Source organism: Streptomyces sp. NPDC002870 (assembly GCF_042888505.1).
Taxonomy (GTDB): Bacteria; Actinomycetota; Actinomycetes; order Streptomycetales; family Streptomycetaceae; genus Streptomyces.
Map to the genome: position 1 here is coordinate 1 of NZ_JBIAPW010000001.1, position 15,968 is coordinate 15,968.

16 protein-coding genes and 1 pseudogene are annotated in these 15,968 nt (G+C 68.7%); 9 read left to right on the forward strand and 8 right to left on the reverse strand.

The features are described from left to right. From ACFYWY_RS00005 to ACFYWY_RS00020, 4 genes are all read right to left on the reverse strand, one after another. The coding region (locus ACFYWY_RS00005; protein WP_389177083.1) for an IS701 family transposase at positions 1–770 on the reverse strand (770 nt) is incomplete at its 3' end. 132 nt (positions 771–902) lie between these two features. Beyond that, a complete protein-coding gene (locus ACFYWY_RS00010) occupies positions 903–1,790 on the reverse strand; it encodes a serine peptidase (RefSeq protein ID WP_389177086.1) in 888 nt (295 codons plus the stop codon). Then, on the reverse strand, positions 1,787–2,203 hold the full coding sequence (locus tag ACFYWY_RS00015) for a hypothetical protein (RefSeq protein ID WP_389177089.1): 417 nt from the start codon (positions 2,201–2,203) through the stop codon (positions 1,787–1,789). Before ACFYWY_RS00015 ends, ACFYWY_RS00010 begins: the two co-directional genes overlap by 4 nt. A 302-nt stretch (positions 2,204–2,505) precedes the next feature. After that, the gene (locus ACFYWY_RS00020) at positions 2,506–3,486 is read right to left on the reverse strand and encodes a GNAT family N-acetyltransferase (protein WP_389177092.1); all 981 of its coding nucleotides are present in this window, start codon (positions 3,484–3,486) and stop codon (positions 2,506–2,508) included. Between the two features lie 384 nt (positions 3,487–3,870). On the opposite strand from ACFYWY_RS00020, the gene ACFYWY_RS00025 reads away from it, so the two are divergent. The 6 genes from ACFYWY_RS00025 to ACFYWY_RS00050 all read left to right on the forward strand — a co-directional run bounded on the left by ACFYWY_RS00025 (position 3,871) and on the right by ACFYWY_RS00050 (position 8,692). Further along, positions 3,871–5,226, forward strand: coding sequence for a hypothetical protein (locus ACFYWY_RS00025; RefSeq protein ID WP_389177094.1), 1,356 nt, complete (start codon positions 3,871–3,873; stop codon positions 5,224–5,226). A gap of 61 nt (positions 5,227–5,287) precedes the next feature. Next, positions 5,288–5,443, forward strand: coding sequence for a hypothetical protein (locus tag ACFYWY_RS00030; RefSeq protein WP_389177097.1), 156 nt, complete (start codon positions 5,288–5,290; stop codon positions 5,441–5,443). A gap of 230 nt (positions 5,444–5,673) precedes the next feature. Next, complete coding sequence (locus ACFYWY_RS00035; protein WP_389177100.1) at positions 5,674–6,861, forward strand: epoxide hydrolase family protein; 1,188 nt, start codon at positions 5,674–5,676, stop codon at positions 6,859–6,861. 210 nt (positions 6,862–7,071) lie between these two features. Next, positions 7,072–7,671: a molybdopterin-dependent oxidoreductase gene (locus ACFYWY_RS00040; RefSeq protein WP_389177103.1), complete on the forward strand. Its 600-nt coding sequence runs from the start codon at positions 7,072–7,074 to the stop codon at positions 7,669–7,671. Next, positions 7,641–8,384 carry a ferredoxin reductase gene (locus ACFYWY_RS00045; protein WP_389177106.1) on the forward strand — a complete coding sequence of 248 codons (744 nt, stop codon included), beginning with the start codon at positions 7,641–7,643 and terminating at the stop codon, positions 8,382–8,384. Before ACFYWY_RS00040 ends, ACFYWY_RS00045 begins: the two co-directional genes overlap by 31 nt. An 11-nt stretch (positions 8,385–8,395) precedes the next feature. Further along, complete coding sequence (locus ACFYWY_RS00050) at positions 8,396–8,692, forward strand: DUF6510 family protein (protein WP_389177109.1); 297 nt, start codon at positions 8,396–8,398, stop codon at positions 8,690–8,692. A gap of 74 nt (positions 8,693–8,766) precedes the next feature. Here the strand turns inward: ACFYWY_RS00050 and ACFYWY_RS00055 are convergent. Continuing rightward, positions 8,767–8,937, reverse strand: a pseudogene (locus tag ACFYWY_RS00055) (peptide-methionine (R)-S-oxide reductase); the annotation flags it as partial. A 6-nt stretch (positions 8,938–8,943) separates the two neighbouring features. Continuing rightward, positions 8,944–9,864, reverse strand: a complete 921-nt coding sequence (locus ACFYWY_RS00060) for an NADP-dependent oxidoreductase (RefSeq protein WP_389177112.1) — start codon at positions 9,862–9,864, stop codon at positions 8,944–8,946. 476 nt (positions 9,865–10,340) lie between these two features. Here ACFYWY_RS00060 and ACFYWY_RS00065 point away from each other — a divergent pair, with 476 nt between their 5' ends. Continuing rightward, the gene (locus ACFYWY_RS00065; RefSeq protein ID WP_389177115.1) at positions 10,341–11,078 is read left to right on the forward strand and encodes a flavodoxin family protein; all 738 of its coding nucleotides are present in this window, start codon (positions 10,341–10,343) and stop codon (positions 11,076–11,078) included. Positions 11,079–11,144: 66 nt separating this feature from the next. Here the strand turns inward: ACFYWY_RS00065 and ACFYWY_RS00070 are convergent, their stop codons facing one another. Both ACFYWY_RS00070 and ACFYWY_RS00075 read right to left on the reverse strand, forming a co-directional pair. Then, positions 11,145–11,810, reverse strand: a complete 666-nt coding sequence (locus ACFYWY_RS00070; protein ID WP_389177118.1) for an RraA family protein — start codon at positions 11,808–11,810, stop codon at positions 11,145–11,147. Positions 11,811–12,214: 404 nt separating this feature from the next. Next, positions 12,215–13,216, reverse strand: coding sequence for a DMT family transporter (locus tag ACFYWY_RS00075; RefSeq protein ID WP_389177120.1), 1,002 nt, complete (start codon positions 13,214–13,216; stop codon positions 12,215–12,217). Positions 13,217–13,328: 112 nt separating this feature from the next. On the opposite strand from ACFYWY_RS00075, the gene ACFYWY_RS00080 reads away from it, so the two are divergent. After that, complete coding sequence (locus tag ACFYWY_RS00080) at positions 13,329–14,249, forward strand: LysR family transcriptional regulator (protein WP_389177123.1); 921 nt, start codon at positions 13,329–13,331, stop codon at positions 14,247–14,249. 367 nt (positions 14,250–14,616) lie between these two features. After that, positions 14,617–15,933: a S8 family serine peptidase gene (locus ACFYWY_RS00085; protein ID WP_389177126.1), complete on the forward strand. Its 1,317-nt coding sequence runs from the start codon at positions 14,617–14,619 to the stop codon at positions 15,931–15,933. The last annotated feature ends 35 nt before the right edge of the window (positions 15,934–15,968 follow it).

The window sequence follows — 15,968 nt, forward strand, 5'->3', positions numbered from 1 at the left end:
CACGAGATCCGCTCCCAGGCGTCGTCCGGAGCACCGGTCAGAACATGGTCGATGCGCCAACTCCCCGCAGTCGACTTGACCTGCTGCGACTTGGGAACCGCCAGGACATAGCCCACACCGGCCTCCTCCAGCATCCGCCGGAAGCCCCGTTCCTGCCCGTAGGCCGCATCAGCGGTCACCCAGGCGATCGGCAGCGCGGAGCCGAGCGCCCTCAACACCATCGCACGCGCCAGTTCGGGCTTCGTCGCAAAGGACCTGTCCTCAGGAATTCTCGCCGTGCGGCACCGATCCGGGTCATCGGTCCAGGACTTGGGCAGATACAGCTCCCGGTCCACCAGTGCCCGCCCCTTCGCCGAGGTATAGGCGGCGAACACGCCGATCTGGCAGTTCTCGGTGCGTCCGGCCGTCCCCGAGTATTGGCGCTGCACCCCGGCTGAGACGGTGCCTTTCTTCAGGAAGCCGGTGTCGTCCACGATCAGCACACCGTCCGGTCGGCCGAGCCGCTCGGCCACGTAGTCCTGCAGGTCGTCACGGATCTCGTCTGGATCCCACTGGCACCACGACAGCAGCCGCTGCAGGCCGTACGGGGTGGCATGGCCTGCGTGCTCGGCGAGCTGCCAGCTGTTCTTCCGGCCCACCGGGCCGAGCAGCCCGCGCACGTAGTCCTGCATCCGACGTCGTGGCTCGATGCGCCCGAACCGCTGACCCACCCGCAGCAGCAACGACTCCAACTCGGTGGCCCACAGCCCTGCTTCGATATCCGGCTCCATAGCAGGCTCAACGCACCCCGATCGGGTGGGTCACGAACCACCACCGCCCTGATGCAGCGTCAGCCCACTAGACTCGAAACAGGCACGCTGACCAGGACAAATGGAGAAGCACAACTGGAGTACTAGGAGGTGTCAGAGGTCCAGGTAGGGGCCCAGCGTGGCGGCGGTGGCCGCGCAGGAGAGGTAGTTCTTGGCGTGGTGGAACCCGTACGTGGCGTGGATCGAGTCGGTCAGGTCCAGCGCGATGCCGGTGAAGGCGCGGGCGAGGCGGGGCGGGATGGCCACCGGGTCGCCGGGGTCCGCGATGTTCACCCAGCGGGCGACACCGGGCGGGCGGATGCCGAACGGGGGCTGTGAGCCGTCGGCGGGGCCACCGGGGCGCGGAACGAGCCGGTGGAATACGGCGTGCGGGAGGGCGAGCGGGGAGCCCAGGGTGAGCAGCAATTCCACCTGCAGCTCGGGGTGGGCGTGGAGGGCCTCGTAGGTGACGACCGTGCCCAGGGAGTGGGCGATGACTACCCGAGGCCGGTGACGGGCGATGCGCGCGGCGACCTCCTCGCGGGCTGACAGCCGCACAGGGCCGTCGTCGGTGCGTAGATACGTGGCTACTTCGCGGAAGAACAGTCGGATGAAGAGCTGGGTCAGCCGGCCGTCGAGGCTGAATCTCTCGGCCACCCACGCGGCCGTGTGACGGAGAGGTGAGGTCAGCGTGCCCATGGCGACAGGCTCGGGGGCTCCCAACTCCTTTAGCCATGCCGTCAGCAGCTCCCGGGCGAGCGGGTCGTCCAAGGTGTCGGGGTCGGCCGACCCTTGGGTAGTGGGACCCGTGTTGAGGAAGGGCGCGTAATAGGCGAAGTCGAGGTCGAGGCGGTTCGGCTCAAGCCCGAGCCCGTCGGTGATGTGGCGTGTCCAGTACAGGATCTGCGTGGCGCGTACATCGTCGGTCGAGGCGCGGGGGACGTGGTACCCCACGCCATGGACGGCGACCACGGGCAGAGGCGGGGACGCAGGGTGGGTCAACGGAGTCTCCTGAGGAGCGGTTCCAAGGTGAGGACGACGACCTCGTGGTCCATGCCGAGGACGACGGTGCCGTCGGGGGGGAACTCCGCGCAGTGGGGACTGGCGGGCAGGTCGATCACGGTCAGACAGGACGCTGTGGTGAGGTCCCAGACGCGTGCAGCGTCGTCGATGCTGGTGGTGATGGCGACGGGGCGGTTGCCGAGGTGAGCGGTGGCGACCGTCAGTACGGGGCCGGTGTGCCCGGTGAGGGTGGCGGTGGTGCGGCCGGTGGTGAGGTCCCAGACGCGTGCGGTGCCGTCGCCGCTGCCAGTGATGGCGACGGGCCGGTTACGTATGCGGTGGTGACGACCGCGTGTACGCCGTAGGTGTGCCCGGTGAGGGTGGCGGTGGTGCGGCCGGTGGTGAGGTCCCACACGCGGGCCGCTTCGTCGTAGTTTCCGGTGATGGCGACGGGCCGCTGGTTGATAACGGTGGTGGCGACCGCCCGCGGACGTCCAGCTGCGTATGGCGGTTGATATTCGCCTGAGCCCATTTCTGGGGCCAGGCGGCTCGGCACCAGGCTCTCGGGCTGTCCCTCGCACGCGTGGCTCTGTCCATGAGAAGGGACTGCACTTCGACAGTGGTCCGGGAGGTGTCTGGCCGTCGGCGCCGACGCGGAATGTTCACGGGTTCGGGCAGCACCGGGCCTTCCTCGCGGGCCGCGTGTGGCGGGGTCTCAGCGCCAGTCGTCGATCACGTAGGCGTCGGGGTGGCTGTAGCCGGGTTCGTTGGGCCTGTGCATGGTCACGCCCTGCAACCAGGTGCGGAAACCGCGGTCGACCATTCGACGGTAGGCATCCGGGCGGCCCAGGTTCATCCCGGCGTCGAGTTGACCCAGTCCGCGCTCGGCGGCCAGCTGCTCGCACGCGCCAAGCAGTCGTTCGAACCGGTTGGCGGCCTCCGGGCCAGGGCGTACGGCTCCGAACTTGACGAAGCACACGTCCTCGCCGGCCTCCGACCCGGCTCCGCAATGGCAGACGGCCAAGCCATCGAGCTCTGAGCCGGCGCCCTGGAGCAGAATGGTGTCACCGAGCCCCTGCGCGCGCGTGGCCACGATCTCGCGTTCCAGGCTCAGGCCCTCGTACACGGCCCCCGTCAGTGCGCGACAGAGGGTCAGGGCGTCGGGCTGCTCGGCGGCGGGCAGCTGGCCGTACAGCACTCGGCCGGGGACTGCGGCACTGCCTGCGACCTGCTTCTTCATGATGGCTGTGAGGAATCGGGGCCAGAAACCGTAACGGCGGTAGAGCTCAAGGTGCTTGGGACTGTGCGAGAAGGTGAACAGGCCCAGGTGGCGGTTCTCCCAGGTGTCGAAGCAGTCCATGACCGGCTCCATGAGGCGCCTGCCGACGCCCTGGTCCCACAGGTCCGGACGCACGGTCAGCGGACCGAAGTACCCGACGCTGCCCCAGTTGACGGCGAAGTTCGATCCGGCGACTTCGCCCTCGACCGTCGCTGCGAAGGCCGCCTGTGGATCGGCCGCCCAGCGAGTGCGGACGTAGTCGGCGGTCCCAAAGAACGTCTTCGGCTCGGGAGCTCCGAGGAACGTCCCGAAGGCGACCCTGAAGATCTCGTCGGCCCGATCCAGGTCCGCCTCACCCAGCGGGCGGACCGACACAGGGCCCGTGCCACTCTTGCGCTCCCCTGCCGGTGGGATCATCGTTCTCTCCTTCCCGACCCCCTGTTTCATCGCACCACGTGCGTGCGTCGCAGGCGAGGCGAAAGGTCCACCGATACTCAGGGACCGAGGACCCGGCCGGTCTGCCTTGCGTGTCCGCCGGGAACTGCAGCTGTCACCAGGCCGAATACCGACCGGTCGAACAACGGCTACTACGGGTACCGAGGCCCAGGAAGGCCCGGGCGGGGAGTCATTGGACGGGTGCTGTCCGTTCTCGTGAACATCGACCTCGGCCCCGGGCGGGCGCCTCCCAGAGTGCTGAACAATCGCCGTCGTGATCCGTAAACGAAACCACACGCGTGATCTCGATGCGGGTCGGGTAGCAATGCGGTGCTTCGCTGCCGGCGAGGTGAGGGGGACAGCAGGGTGTCGGACGAGAGCCCGCCAGACGGCTGGGAGGTGCACGAGCGACGGATGTGGGAGGCGTACCGGCGCGGCGAGTCGTGCGAGGACGTGCCGGTGGTCCGCGCTGAGGTCTTGCGGTGGCTGCTCGTCGCCGCGCCTCGCCCTGTGCGGGGGAGGCTGGCCCGGCTCAGGCTGCGCGGCGCGCACATTACCGGCGTGCTGGATCTGTCTGAGGTGGTCGTCCAGGGCGCGATACGCCTACGTGCCTGCCGCTTCGACGAGGCACCTTGCTTCGACGGCGGTCAATTCAGCGTGCTGGAGCTGACGGACTGTGGCCTGCCGGGACTGACCGCGGTGGGGGCGCGGGTCGGCCAGGAGTGCGAAATCGTGGGCTGTGCGCTCGACGGCACACTGGATTTGCGCTCATTGAGCGTCGGCACCTGTCTCTTACTCGACCGCTCGACGGTGGTTGCCCCTGATGATCAGGCCGCTATCGACGCGCAATCACTCGCCGTCGAGGAAGACTTCTCGGCGGCTCAACTGGACTGCAGTGGGCCGATCTATCTCAACAGCTCCCGGGTGCAGGATGCTCTCGGCTTTCGCGGCGCGCGGATCCGCGGCGACCGAGCCTACCTCCAGGCCCCTGAACTCACTGTGGGCGGCGGCCTCTATCTCGACCGTGGCTTCGCGAACGACGGAGGGATCAACCTTTACGGGGCCTCGATCGGCGGATCTCTGCACCTGGAGGACAGCACCCTGACCGGCACGGGCGAGAGGCGAGGCGAACCGGCGCTGCAGTTGCTCTGCGCCACGGTCGGCGGCGACATCCAAGCGGGTCAGGGGCTCGTCGTGCAGGGGTGCGTCGATCTCAGGGACACCACGGTGCGCGGCACCGTCGTGCTGAAGCGGGCCCGGCTGCACCATCCGGCCGGCACGGCGCTGAAGGCCGAACGCGTTCATGACGGCGGAAACTTCAACTGCCGTGACGGCTTCGTGGCGCAGGGCACGGTGGACCTCCGCGATGCCCGGGTCGGCGGATCGGTCCTCTTCGAGGGCGCGGAGTTGACCGGCCTTGCCGCGCCTGCCCTGCGGGCGAACGGCCCACGTGTTCCGGCTGCGAGAACGAATCACCCCGGCAGTGCGGGGCCGCTGGTCCTGGAACTGCCGCTCCCTCTTGCTGGGGCTCGGGACCGCGATCCTCGTCGGCACGGTACTCGACTTCCTCCTCGACCGGGTGGCCGGCGTCAATGTGTGGACACCGGCGGCAACGACACGCCTCAGCCGCGTGTTCCTACGCGGCTTCCTGGCCCTGTCGCTCGTCCGCGCCGTCGTCCTTCGGGGCTCGCTCCAGCCAGCCGGCTACATCGGATGCAGTGACGCGGCCGATCACGAAGCGCACCAAGGTGAGGCGCTGACGCTGATCCTCAGGTACTGCCGCGTGCAGATTCTCGACTCGGACCAGCTGCAAGCTGCCTTCGGTGCAGTGCTCGCGCAGCCACTGCTCTGCGGCAGCCGCCGCCTGCTCGGGGGAGCGCACGGGGGCTCTGATCTCCCCCAGCAGTTCGCCGTCGTGCCGAAGCCGGGCACCTACTGACCAGAGATCGCCGTAGCTCGCCGCATGGGCGTACACGACGGCCAGGCCCATCCCTGAAGGCAGGAGATCACCGGCCGCCTGCTGCACCGCTTGGCGAGGTACTTCAGCCCGAGCAGTGTGGCGAGGGTCCCTGACCAAGCGCAGAGTGGAAAGTGGACCAGAGGTGTTCACGGGCGCGCGCGGACAAGAGCGCGGGTCTTTCCGCCCGTCGGCAACCGAGGAGCGGCGTTATGCCCGTCACGACCGAAGGAACAGACATCTGCCCGTTCCGGATCGAGGTTCCGGAGAACCAGCTCACCGAGCTGCGCCGCCGGGTCGAGGCGACGCGCTGGCCTTCCAAGGAGCTTGTCACCGACCGCTCCCAAGGAGTGCAACTGGCAACGCTTCAGGCGCTCTCCCGCTACTGGATGCTCGAGTACGACTGGCGCAGGTGCGAGGCGAGACTGGACGCACTGCCGCAGTTCACGACCGAGATCGACGGGGTCGAGATCCACTTCATCCACGTCAGGTCGCCGCATGAGAGCGCGTTGCCGCTGATCATGACGCACGGCTGGCCCGGCTCGGTCGTCGAGCTGCTGGAGACCGTCGGCCCGCTGACCGACCCGACCGCTCACGGCGGCTCCGCCGAGGACGCATTCCACCTGGTGCTGCCGTCCCTGCCCGGCTACGGCTTCTCGGGCGAGCCGACCGAGCTCGGCTGGGGGAACGGGCGCATCGCGAGCGCGTGGACGGAGCTGATGAACCGCCTGGAGTACCCGCGCTACGTCGCCCAGGGGGGCGACGTGGGCGCAGCCGTCACCGACGCGATGGGCCGCCAGGCACCCGCGGGGCTGCTCGGCATCCACGTGAACCTGCTCGCCGGGGCGATCGCGATCAAGGACCAACTGCCGATGGAGTCCGAGCAGGAACGCGCGGCGTTCGACGCGCTGAACGCGTTCATGACGGACGGCTTCGGCTACTTCCTGGAGCAGACCACCCGGCCGCAGACGATCGGCTACTCCCTGCTGGATTCACCCGTCGGGCTGGCTGCCTGGATGCTGGACCACGACACGGACAGCTACTACAAGATCTCCCGCGCGTTCGTCGACCGCGAGCCCGTGGGCAATCTGACCCGGGACAACATCATCGACAACATCATGATGTATTGGCTGACGGGCACCGGCGCCTCGGCGGCCCGGTGGTACTGGGAGTTCGGACGCGAGATCGCGGCCGGCCAGGCTCCTCCGCCGGTGTCGGTTCCGGTCGGCTTCACGACGTTCCCCGGCGAGATCTGGGCCGCCCCGCGCAGCTGGGTGGAGAGTGTCTACCCGAGCCCCGCGTACTTCAACGAGGTCGGCAGCGGCGGCCACTTCGCTGCCTGGGAGGAGCCGGAGCTCTTCTCCGCCGAGGTGCGGGCCGCATTCAGGCCCCTGCGCTGACGACGTCCAGTCGTGCCAAGCCGACACCGCACCCCGGCCGGTTCGAAGGCTGGGCCCGGCACGATCGGCCCGCTCCCGGTCCTGCCCGCTTCGATGCGACAGTGCCCAAGTGGAGCAATTGTCGTACGTAGGGGCATGCTGGATATGGGTCTTCAGGACGAGGGAGCCCCCTTGCCCTCAGAGTGTTGCGCTGAGGAAGGTTATGCGCGTATGCCCATCATTTCGCCGGGATTCCACGGCCGGCGGCCCGCCGACGGCAAGAAGCTTCCGCCCGGCCAGTACGAGACGTTCGACTTTCCGGTGCTTTCCGCCGGCCCGACCCCCCATGTGCCGCAGGAGGACTGGGAGCTTGCGGTCGTCACGGAGGACGGGCGGCGCCACAGCTGGGACTGGGCGGCCCTGCAGGCGCTGCCGACGGAGACTCCCACGGTCGACCTGCACTGCGTGACCAAGTGGTCGAAGTACGACACCGAATGGCGGGGCGTGTCCTTGGACGTCCTGCTCGAAGATGTCGAGACGGCGGCGGACTTCGCCCTCGTCCACTCCTACGGCGGCTACACCACCAACATCCCGCTGGAGGACCTCCTCGACGGCAAGGCATGGATCGTGCACGACTACGACGGCCAGGAGTTGGCGCCCGAGCATGGCGGCCCGGCCCGGCTTCTCGTTCCCCATCTGTACCTGTGGAAGTCCGCGAAATGGGTACGCACGATCGAGCTTCGCCTGGACGACGAACCAGGTTTTTGGGAAAGCGCCGGCTACCACAACTACGGAGACCCATGGCAAGAGCAGCGATACCGGGGCGACTAGGTGAACGTCTTCGCTGGAGAACCGCTCAGGTGGCGGACCGGCGTACGGAGTCGGCAACGGCCACCACGCTCGTCCTGAGCGTGCCGGACTGGCCCGGCCACCTGGCCGGCCAGCACGTCGATGTCCGGCTGACGGCGGAGGACGGGTACAGCACGCAGCGCAGCTACTCGATCGCGTCGGTGTCGAACGGCGAGCATGTGGAGCTCACCGTCCAGTGCGTGACCGGTGGGGAGGTCTCGCCCTATCTGGTGGACCATCTCCTGGTCGGGGGCCTCGTAGAGATCCGCGGCCCCGTTGGCGGCTGGTTCGTGTGGCAGCCCGAGCAGCCGGAGCCGGTTCTGCTGGTGGCAGGCGGCTCCGGAATCGTGCCGCTGATGTCCATGGTCCGCACCAGGGAGTCGGCCGGCAGCCGCGTCCCGTTCCGCCTGCTGTACTCCCTACGGGGTCCGGCGGACCTTCTCTACGCCGCCGAGCTGCGTAAGGGGGCGCCCGGGTTGGACACGTCGTACATCTATACCCGGGTGACACCTGACGGATGGCGTCGGCCGGCGGGCCGACTAGCACCGGAGGACCTGGCGAGAAACGGCTGGCCCCCGGAGCTCGAGCCGGCCTGCTACGTCTGCGGCCCCACCGGTTTCGTCGAGAAGGCCGCCGACTACCTGGTACTTCTCGGCCATTCCCCTGATCGCGTCCGTACAGAACGATTCGGCTAGCGGAGGGTGACATGACGGTTCCAGACGGCCACGCATTCAGCGAGCCCACCTATACGGACGGCAACGCGCTCGCAGGGCCCCTCTCCGAGATTTTCGCGGTCGATGTCACCGCCGCGTCCAGCCGGTGTGCGCACTGCAGCCGCACGGGTCCCGTCGGCGGGCTACATGTGTACGACCGCGCCCCCGGCCGCGTCGCCCGCTGCCCGGGATGCGGGGAGGTCATGATCCGCATGGTCCACGGCAATGGAGAGGTCTGGCTCGACATGAGCGGCACCGCGGCGCTTGCCATTCCCCTGGACGACCAGTGAGCAGGAGATGAGAGTGTGCGCCGCGGCGGGAAAGGATCGCCGCCGCTGTCACCGGTAAGTCCCCCGGGATCGGGTCACGTTGATGCGTTCTTCTGCGGTGTCCCGAACAGCCGGGCATAGGCCCCGTAGCTCTCACGCTCCAGGTCGTCGAGGTGAATGAAGCGCAGGGAAGCGGAGTTGATGCAATAGCGCAGTCCGCCCGCAGACCCGGGGCCGTCGGTAAACAGATGGCCGAGATGGCTGTCGGTGACTCAGCCTTCGGCGACACGGATGATCGTCTTGCCGCGGGTGCGCCGGTCAGGGGCGAACGCGTCGGGCGCTTCGGCGAGCGGCCGCACGGCCCCGACGATCGGCTTGAGCCGTCCGTCTCGGAGCCGCCGGGCGAGGTCCATGAGCCGGACGCGATCGGGTTCGACCACGAAGAAGACAGCCCACCCGTCCTTGGGCTGGACCGTGGGTGGCATCGCGACGGCGACGAGCGTGCCACCAGCGCGTACCAGCGGGGCCGACCGGTCGAGGACTTCGCCGCCGATCGCGTCGAACACCACGTCGACCTCGCCGGCGTCCTCCACTCGGTCGGTCTGCAGGTCCAGGAAGACATCCACGCCCAGACCCAGTGCCACGTCTCTGCCGGCGGCACGGCCGGTGCCGATCACCCGGGCTCCCGCATCGCGCGCGAGCTGCACCGCGATCGACCCGACGCCGCCCGCGGCGCCGTGGATCAGGACGGTCCGGCCCGTTGTGAGGCGGCCGTGGTCGAACAGGCCCTGCCACGCAGTCAGCCCGGAGATCGGCAGCGCGGCGGCCATGACGTGGTCGACGTCCGACGGGAGCGGAGCGAGGTTGCGGGCCTCCACCGCCGTGTACTCGGCCAGTGCGCCGTTGCGGGTCCAGTCGGTCAGTCCGAACACCCGCTGGCCGACGGTGAGCCCGGTCGTTCCGTAACCGAGCTCGGCGACGACACCCGACAGTTCATGTCCGGGCACGCTCGGGGTCCGGTCGTTGCCGGCGCGGTCGGTCCACGTCCCCGGCCAGTCGAGCTCCCCGCGGGTGAACCCCGCGGCATGGACCTGCACGACGACGTCGTTCTCGGCGGCGTGGGGGTAGGGCATTTCCATCAGAGAGAGTCCACCGAGGCCGGCGGCACGGTCCCGAACAGTGATGGCTTGCATGGCAGGTCCTCTCTGTGACGGAGATTTCCAGTGGAAGCGCACAGATCATTCGGGCCTGGGTTGACGTCGGAGGATGATCGCCATGCCCTGGGGGGAGAGCACATGCACGCTCGATTTCCCCACAACCGGCGCTCGTGGAAAACCCTTACCGACCGAAAGGAACATTCTGCGGAGGGTTTCGTCGTGACCGATCCCTGATCACGAGGGAGTTTCACATCGGTTGCCGCCCCACGCGCATGTCCACACAAAGACACAATCATTGCGCTGCGACACAGGCAACTTGACCAGTTCTCACAGACCCCCCTGTGGTCGCCGACGCCGAAGGTGGACAGCCGGCGGCCTTGCCGCGCCGTTGGGCTGGTGGTGTGGTCGTCGGTCGCACCCCGTGCCGCAGCCGCCGCAGAAGGCACTTGGCCAGCACCATGGACGGCGTTGCACCGCCGTGACGGCACGGTGGCAGAATCCAGGAGCGCTCCGTGACCGCCCAGCCGCCGACTGCCGATTCGCTGCTCGACCGCTACGACGACCTCCGCGCCCTCGTCGTCAACTGCACCCTCAAGCGATCGCCCGAGGTGAGCAACACCCAAGGACTCATCGACAAGAGCCGGGCGGTGATGGAGGCACAGGGAGTCCAGGTCGACGTCGTACGAGCTGTCGATCACGACATCGCGACCGGCGTATGGCCGGACATGACCGAGCACGGGTGGGAGAGCGACGAGTGGCCGGCCCTGTACGAGCGGGTGATCGCGTCCGACATCCTCGTGCTGGCGGGGCCGATCTGGCTGGGTGACAACAGCTCCGTCATGAAACAGGTCGTCGAGCGGCTGTACGCGTGCTCGGCACTGCTCAACGACCGCGGCCAGTACGCGTACTACGGGCGGGTCGGTGGGTGCCTGATCACGGGCAACGAAGACGGAGTGAAGCACTGCGCCATGAACGTCCTGTACAGCCTCCAGCATCTCGGGTACACCATTCCACCGCAGGCGGACGCGGGCTGGGTCGGTGAGGCCGGGCCCGGACCTTCGTATCTCGACCCCGGATCGGGCGGGCCGGAGAACGATTTCACCAATCGCAACACCACCTTTATGGCCTGGAACTTGATGCATCTCGCCGCCATTCTCAAGCGGGCCGACGGCATCCCCGCTCACGGAAACCAGCGCGCCGAGTGGGACGCGGGAGCCCGCTTCGACTATCCGAATCCCGAACACCGATGAGCGGGTGGGTGGGCGGCCGTGTGACGTGGATGCCGTTGCTGCCCGTCAGGGCGGGTTTGCCGGCGGCTACTCCTTCGGCGCACCGTCGTCTCCACGATCGCCCTCCCGGCGATTCTTTTCTACGTAGCGTGCTTCGTCGCTCACCACGTGTACGGCCTCCTCGAGGACAGCCAGAACCTCCGCCCCCGGGATGATCGCCGCCCCGGCGGCGTCGGCGAACACGTAGTCACCGGGACGCACCGCCACACCCGACACCACCGCGGGCCGGTTCGCCTCGAACGGGGTGACGGCGTCCCCACCCCATCGCACGGCTTCTCCACTGCAATATGCGGCGAACTCGTACTCCGGCAGCTCTGCAAAGTCACGCAGGCGACCGTCCGTCAGGATTCCGGCGAGCCCGTGGACAGCGAGCGGGGACAGCTTGACCTTGCCGCCGAGCGACGCGTCCGGGTACCCGTTGCTCGCCAGAACCAGCACCCGTCCCTGCCCCCCCTCGCGGATGGCCTCGCGGAAGAGTTCGGCGAAGTTGTAGCGCTCGGGCGGCAGAGCCTTCTGGCACGAGGGCAGATAGGAAATGGTGACGGCCGGACCGAAGAGCAGGCGATCCGGCGTGGGGCTCTTCAGATCGGTCAGATGGCATCGGTGCCGATGAAATCGCCCCATCGCGTCGACGACGTCAGCGGTGCGGACACGAACTGCCAGTTCGCGCAGCCGCGACTCTTCCTCCACCATCGGACCTCCTGCTGGCCGGAACCGTCAGGCTCGGACATGGGCCGGAGTTCGTCCCAAGTGTGTGCCGGCAGTCAGGTGCATGCTTGGCACTCTGGCCGCAGGCCGACCTGCGGCGGCGGGAACGGCGCGCAGGCAACGTCGCCGAGCTCTTCAGCAGCACTCTCCATCTTGCGCCGCACACGGAGCGACTGCTACAGGAGAACACTCGCCCGGTGCCGGTGCCGGTGCGCGCGGGCCTCGCCGCCGTCCTCCCATCAGCCCGATGGCCGCCTGCAGGCGTACGTCCGGCTCCCGACGTGTCAGTGCGACGCCGACTGCGCCGTGAGCTCGCTGGGCCGCACGGTCTGCTCGGAGCCTTAAGCTGCTCGGCAGTTGACAGCGCTTCCGTGTATGGGGTTGGCGCGTCACTGACCTGCGCAGACGGGTCGCCCCGTGGGCTCGCGGGGTGTCGGGGCGAGCCCGGGGGTGGCCGACTCCTCGACGGCCGGTTCTTCGGCAGCAGCCACAGCTTCCGCAGCTGCCCCCTGCCTCCGGGTCATCGCCACACCCACCAGCACCACAGTCATCCCCAGCACCACCCGGACGCTGAGGTCCTCGCCCAGGACGACCGCCCCCAGCAGCACGGACACCACCGGCAGCAGATAGCCGACCACGGCGGCGTTGGTCGCGCCCTCGTCGTTGATGATCCGGTAGGTGAGGTGGAAGGTGATCGCGGTGCAGAAGACGCTGAGGACGACGGCCGCGACCAGGACCGTCGGGCCGGGGTCGATCGACTCCAGGCCGCCGATCGGCACCGCGAGGGCGGTCAGTCCGCTCGCGGCGACGAGCTGGGCGGCGGAGAGCGAGATCGTGGGCGTGCCCCTGCGGACCAGGGTGCGGCCCATGTACGTGAACGCGACGGCGTAGCTGGCGGCGGCGCCCAGGATCGCGAGGGCGCCCCAGCCGGTGGCCCCGGTCGTCTGCCAGGGGGCGAAGATGACGATCGTGCCGGTGAAGCCGAGCAGAAGACCCGCCAGCCGTACGGGCCGCAGCCCGCGCTCCGAGCCGAGGGCGAGACCGAGGGTGATCGACCAGAGGGGGGTCGTGGCGTTCAGGACGCCCGCGAGCCCGGAGTCGACGGTCTGCTGGCCCATGCTGAACAGGGCGAACGGCAGGGCGTTGCAGAAGAAGGCCGCGACGACGATGTGCCGCCAGGCGGCGACGCCCCTCGGCAGCCGGTGCCCCGTCGTACAGCAGGCGACGACGAGGACGAGCGCACCGAGGACACAGCGCGCGAGCGTGACCTGGAGCGGGGACAGCCCGCGCAGCGCCAGCTCGGTCCAGAGGAAGGTCGAGCCCCACAACAGGGCGAGCACGGCCACCCGCAATCCACCCCACGGACCCCGCGTACCGCTGTTGTCGCTCATGGCGTCTCCCCCATTCTCGTCGGTGGTTTTCCCGGCGCTGTCCTACGAAGGTGCCTCAGCTAAGCTTTGAGGACAAGCAAATGGTTCTACTCATTCTGTTAAGCTGAGCTACATGCTTGATGTGAGGCGACTGCAGGTCCTGCGCGCGGTGGTCACCAGCGGCACGGTCACCGCCGCCGCGGTCCACTTGGGCTACACCCCGTCCGCCGTCAGCCAGCAGGTGGCGGCGCTGGAGAAGCAGGCCGGTACGGCGCTGCTCGAGCGGGTCGGCCGCGGGGTGCGCCCCACGGCGGCCGGGCTGCTGCTCACCGAGCACGCGGCGCTGATCGGGTCGGCGGTGGCCCAGGCGGAGACCGCGCTCGCCGACCTCCGCGCCGGACGCACCGGCCGGCTGTCGGTCCGCTACTTCGCCACGGCCGGCTCCACGCTGGTGGCGCCCGCCCTGGCCAGACTCCGCGCCGAGCACCCCGGTGTCCGCGTCGACCTCGAACTCACCGACCCGGAGGACCCGTTCCAGGGGGTGGCGCGGGGCCGGGCCGACCTGGCCGTGGTGGTCCAGGCGCAGGACCGCACAGGCGACGGCTTCCGGCTCGTCCACCTCCTCGACGACCCGTACGCGGCTGTACTGCCCCTCGGCCATCCGCTCGCCGGCAAGGAGGTGATCGACCTGCACGAGTTGTCCGGTGAGCAGTGGGTCGGCAGCGAGCCCCCCGGCCCCTGCCTCGAACCCGTCATCGACTCCTGCGCGGCGGCCGGCTTCAGCCCCGACTTCGTCATCCAGAGCGAGGACTACGCCACCGCGCAGGGCTTCGTCGCGGCCGGTCTCGGCGTCGGTCTGATGCCGCGGCTCGGGCTGCGCAACCAGCACCCCGGTGTCGTCGTGCGCCCGGTCCGCAACCCCGAGCCGGTCCGGGTGATCTCGGCCGCCGTCCGGGAGACCACCCTCGAACAGCCGGCCCTGCGCGGCCTGTTGGACGCGCTGCGGGACGCGGCCGCCACCACCGACCCGCCCGATGAGCCCCGGTCGGAATGACCGCGGTCTGCGGGATGCGGGGCCACGAGATCGTGGAGAACGGCGTCGGCGGTCTCCCCGCCCTCCAGGACCGGCTTCAACAGGACCTTGAGTAGTCCGTTCTCCTCGACCAGATTGAGCCCCCGCTGCGAGCCCGGTTCCCCAACTGCTCGGCCAGGTCCGGGTCGGCTCGGTCAGGCTCACCAACTCGGCCCCGTGCGTACGGTGTTGGAACTCTCGCGGGGCGGGTGCGTTGGTGTCCCGAAGGGGGACCGCTGGGCGTCGGATACCTCCGGCCGGCCGGGGAGAGGCCCGAATGGCCGCTCCCCTGGGGCGACACCGACTTATCACTCGTATTGTCCGAAATGAGTGTCCCAGAGAGAGGTAGATGATGAGCAACGGCTACGATGCGGCAGCGATGGCGGATGCAGGTATTGCCAAGCCTCCTGGCCCCGAATACACCGGGCGATATCTCGTCCTCCTCGACCAGGACGACCCCCAGTCCGGGCTCGCCGCCCTCGAGTCAGGTGCGGGAGTTTCTTCGGCGGAGCACATCCCAGGTGGCGACGCCGGAATCCACGCTTTCGAGCAGGGCGGAAGCGTGGTGCTGGATGACCTGGGCGTGGCCATCGTGGCTGCGGATCCCGATCAGCGTTCGGCGTTGGAGATGACCGTCGCGTCGACGCCCAGTCTTCTGGCTGCCGAGCCGGAGCGGGTGCTCCATGCGTACACGGCAAGCCTCGAGTACCTGGACGGGTACAGGCAGGGCGTGATCGACGCCGTCGGCCGCGCCAGCGGCAACGGACAACAGGGAACCGCGCTCACCTCGGCTCCTGCGGCTCCCGTATGGGCCGAGACGCAGGCGACGTGGGGACTGCAAGCCATCCTGGCGACCGAGACGGTGCATACGGGAGCCGGCATCGGCGTCGCGATTCTGGACACCGGGGTCCATCTTTCCCACCCTGATCTCGCAGGCCGGATCGCACAAACAGCATCCTTTGTGCCGGGCGAGACGGTCGAAGACGGTCACGGGCACGGAACCCACTGCGTGGGAACCTCCTGCGGCCCCCAGAGACCTGCCAGTGGGCCGCGTTACGGCGTGGCATGTGGTGCCGACATCTACGTCGGCAAGGTATTGAGCAATCAGGGCCGCGGGAGTGACGGGCAGATCCTCCAAGGAATCAACTGGGCCGTGTCCCAGAAGGCTGTACGCGTCGTATCCATGTCCCTGGGTGGAGCAGTCGCCCTCGGCGCCGGGTATTCGCGCATTTACGAGCGCGCTGCCCGCCGCGCCCTGAAGCGAGGCGTGGTCATCGTGGCCGCCGCGGGCAACGAGAGTATGCGGCCCGGATCTCTGGCGCCTGTGGGGCAACCCGCGAACTGCCCCTCCATTCTTGCGGTGGGTGCCATCGCCAAGGACTACACCATCGCTCCGTTCTCGTGTGCCGGCCTCAATCCCAATGGTGGTGCGATCGACCTGGTGGCACCGGGGGTCGATGTCCTGTCCGCCTGGCGTGGCGGGGGGTACCGTCGTCTCTCGGGTACCAGCATGGCGACTCCCCACGTCGCCGGCGTCACCGCACTGCTCTGTGAGCAGACTCCGGGCGCCACTGCTTCGGAGATCATGAGCCTGCTTCGCACGGGCGTGCGGGACCTGGGTCTCCCGGTACCTGACGGGGGCAAGGGACTGGTGCAGGCACCCTAGGGGTAGGAGAATGGCGAACCAGCTTGGAGGCCGAT

Coding starts and splice junctions, on each gene's coding strand:
- ACFYWY_RS00035 (WP_389177100.1), top strand. CDS start 5,674: ATGCCCGTCACGACCGAAGGAACAGACATCTGCCCGTTCCGGATCGAG.
- ACFYWY_RS00085 (WP_389177126.1), top strand. CDS start 14,617: ATGATGAGCAACGGCTACGATGCGGCAGCGATGGCGGATGCAGGTATT.
- ACFYWY_RS00080 (WP_389177123.1), top strand. CDS start 13,329: ATGCTTGATGTGAGGCGACTGCAGGTCCTGCGCGCGGTGGTCACCAGC.
- ACFYWY_RS00045 (WP_389177106.1), top strand. CDS start 7,641: ATGGCAAGAGCAGCGATACCGGGGCGACTAGGTGAACGTCTTCGCTGG.
- ACFYWY_RS00050 (WP_389177109.1), top strand. CDS start 8,396: ATGACGGTTCCAGACGGCCACGCATTCAGCGAGCCCACCTATACGGAC.
- ACFYWY_RS00070 (WP_389177118.1), bottom strand. CDS start 11,810: ATGGTGGAGGAAGAGTCGCGGCTGCGCGAACTGGCAGTTCGTGTCCGC.
- ACFYWY_RS00075 (WP_389177120.1), bottom strand. CDS start 13,216: ATGAGCGACAACAGCGGTACGCGGGGTCCGTGGGGTGGATTGCGGGTG.
- ACFYWY_RS00040 (WP_389177103.1), top strand. CDS start 7,072: ATGCCCATCATTTCGCCGGGATTCCACGGCCGGCGGCCCGCCGACGGC.
- ACFYWY_RS00020 (WP_389177092.1), bottom strand. CDS start 3,486: ATGATCCCACCGGCAGGGGAGCGCAAGAGTGGCACGGGCCCTGTGTCG.
- ACFYWY_RS00060 (WP_389177112.1), bottom strand. CDS start 9,864: ATGCAAGCCATCACTGTTCGGGACCGTGCCGCCGGCCTCGGTGGACTC.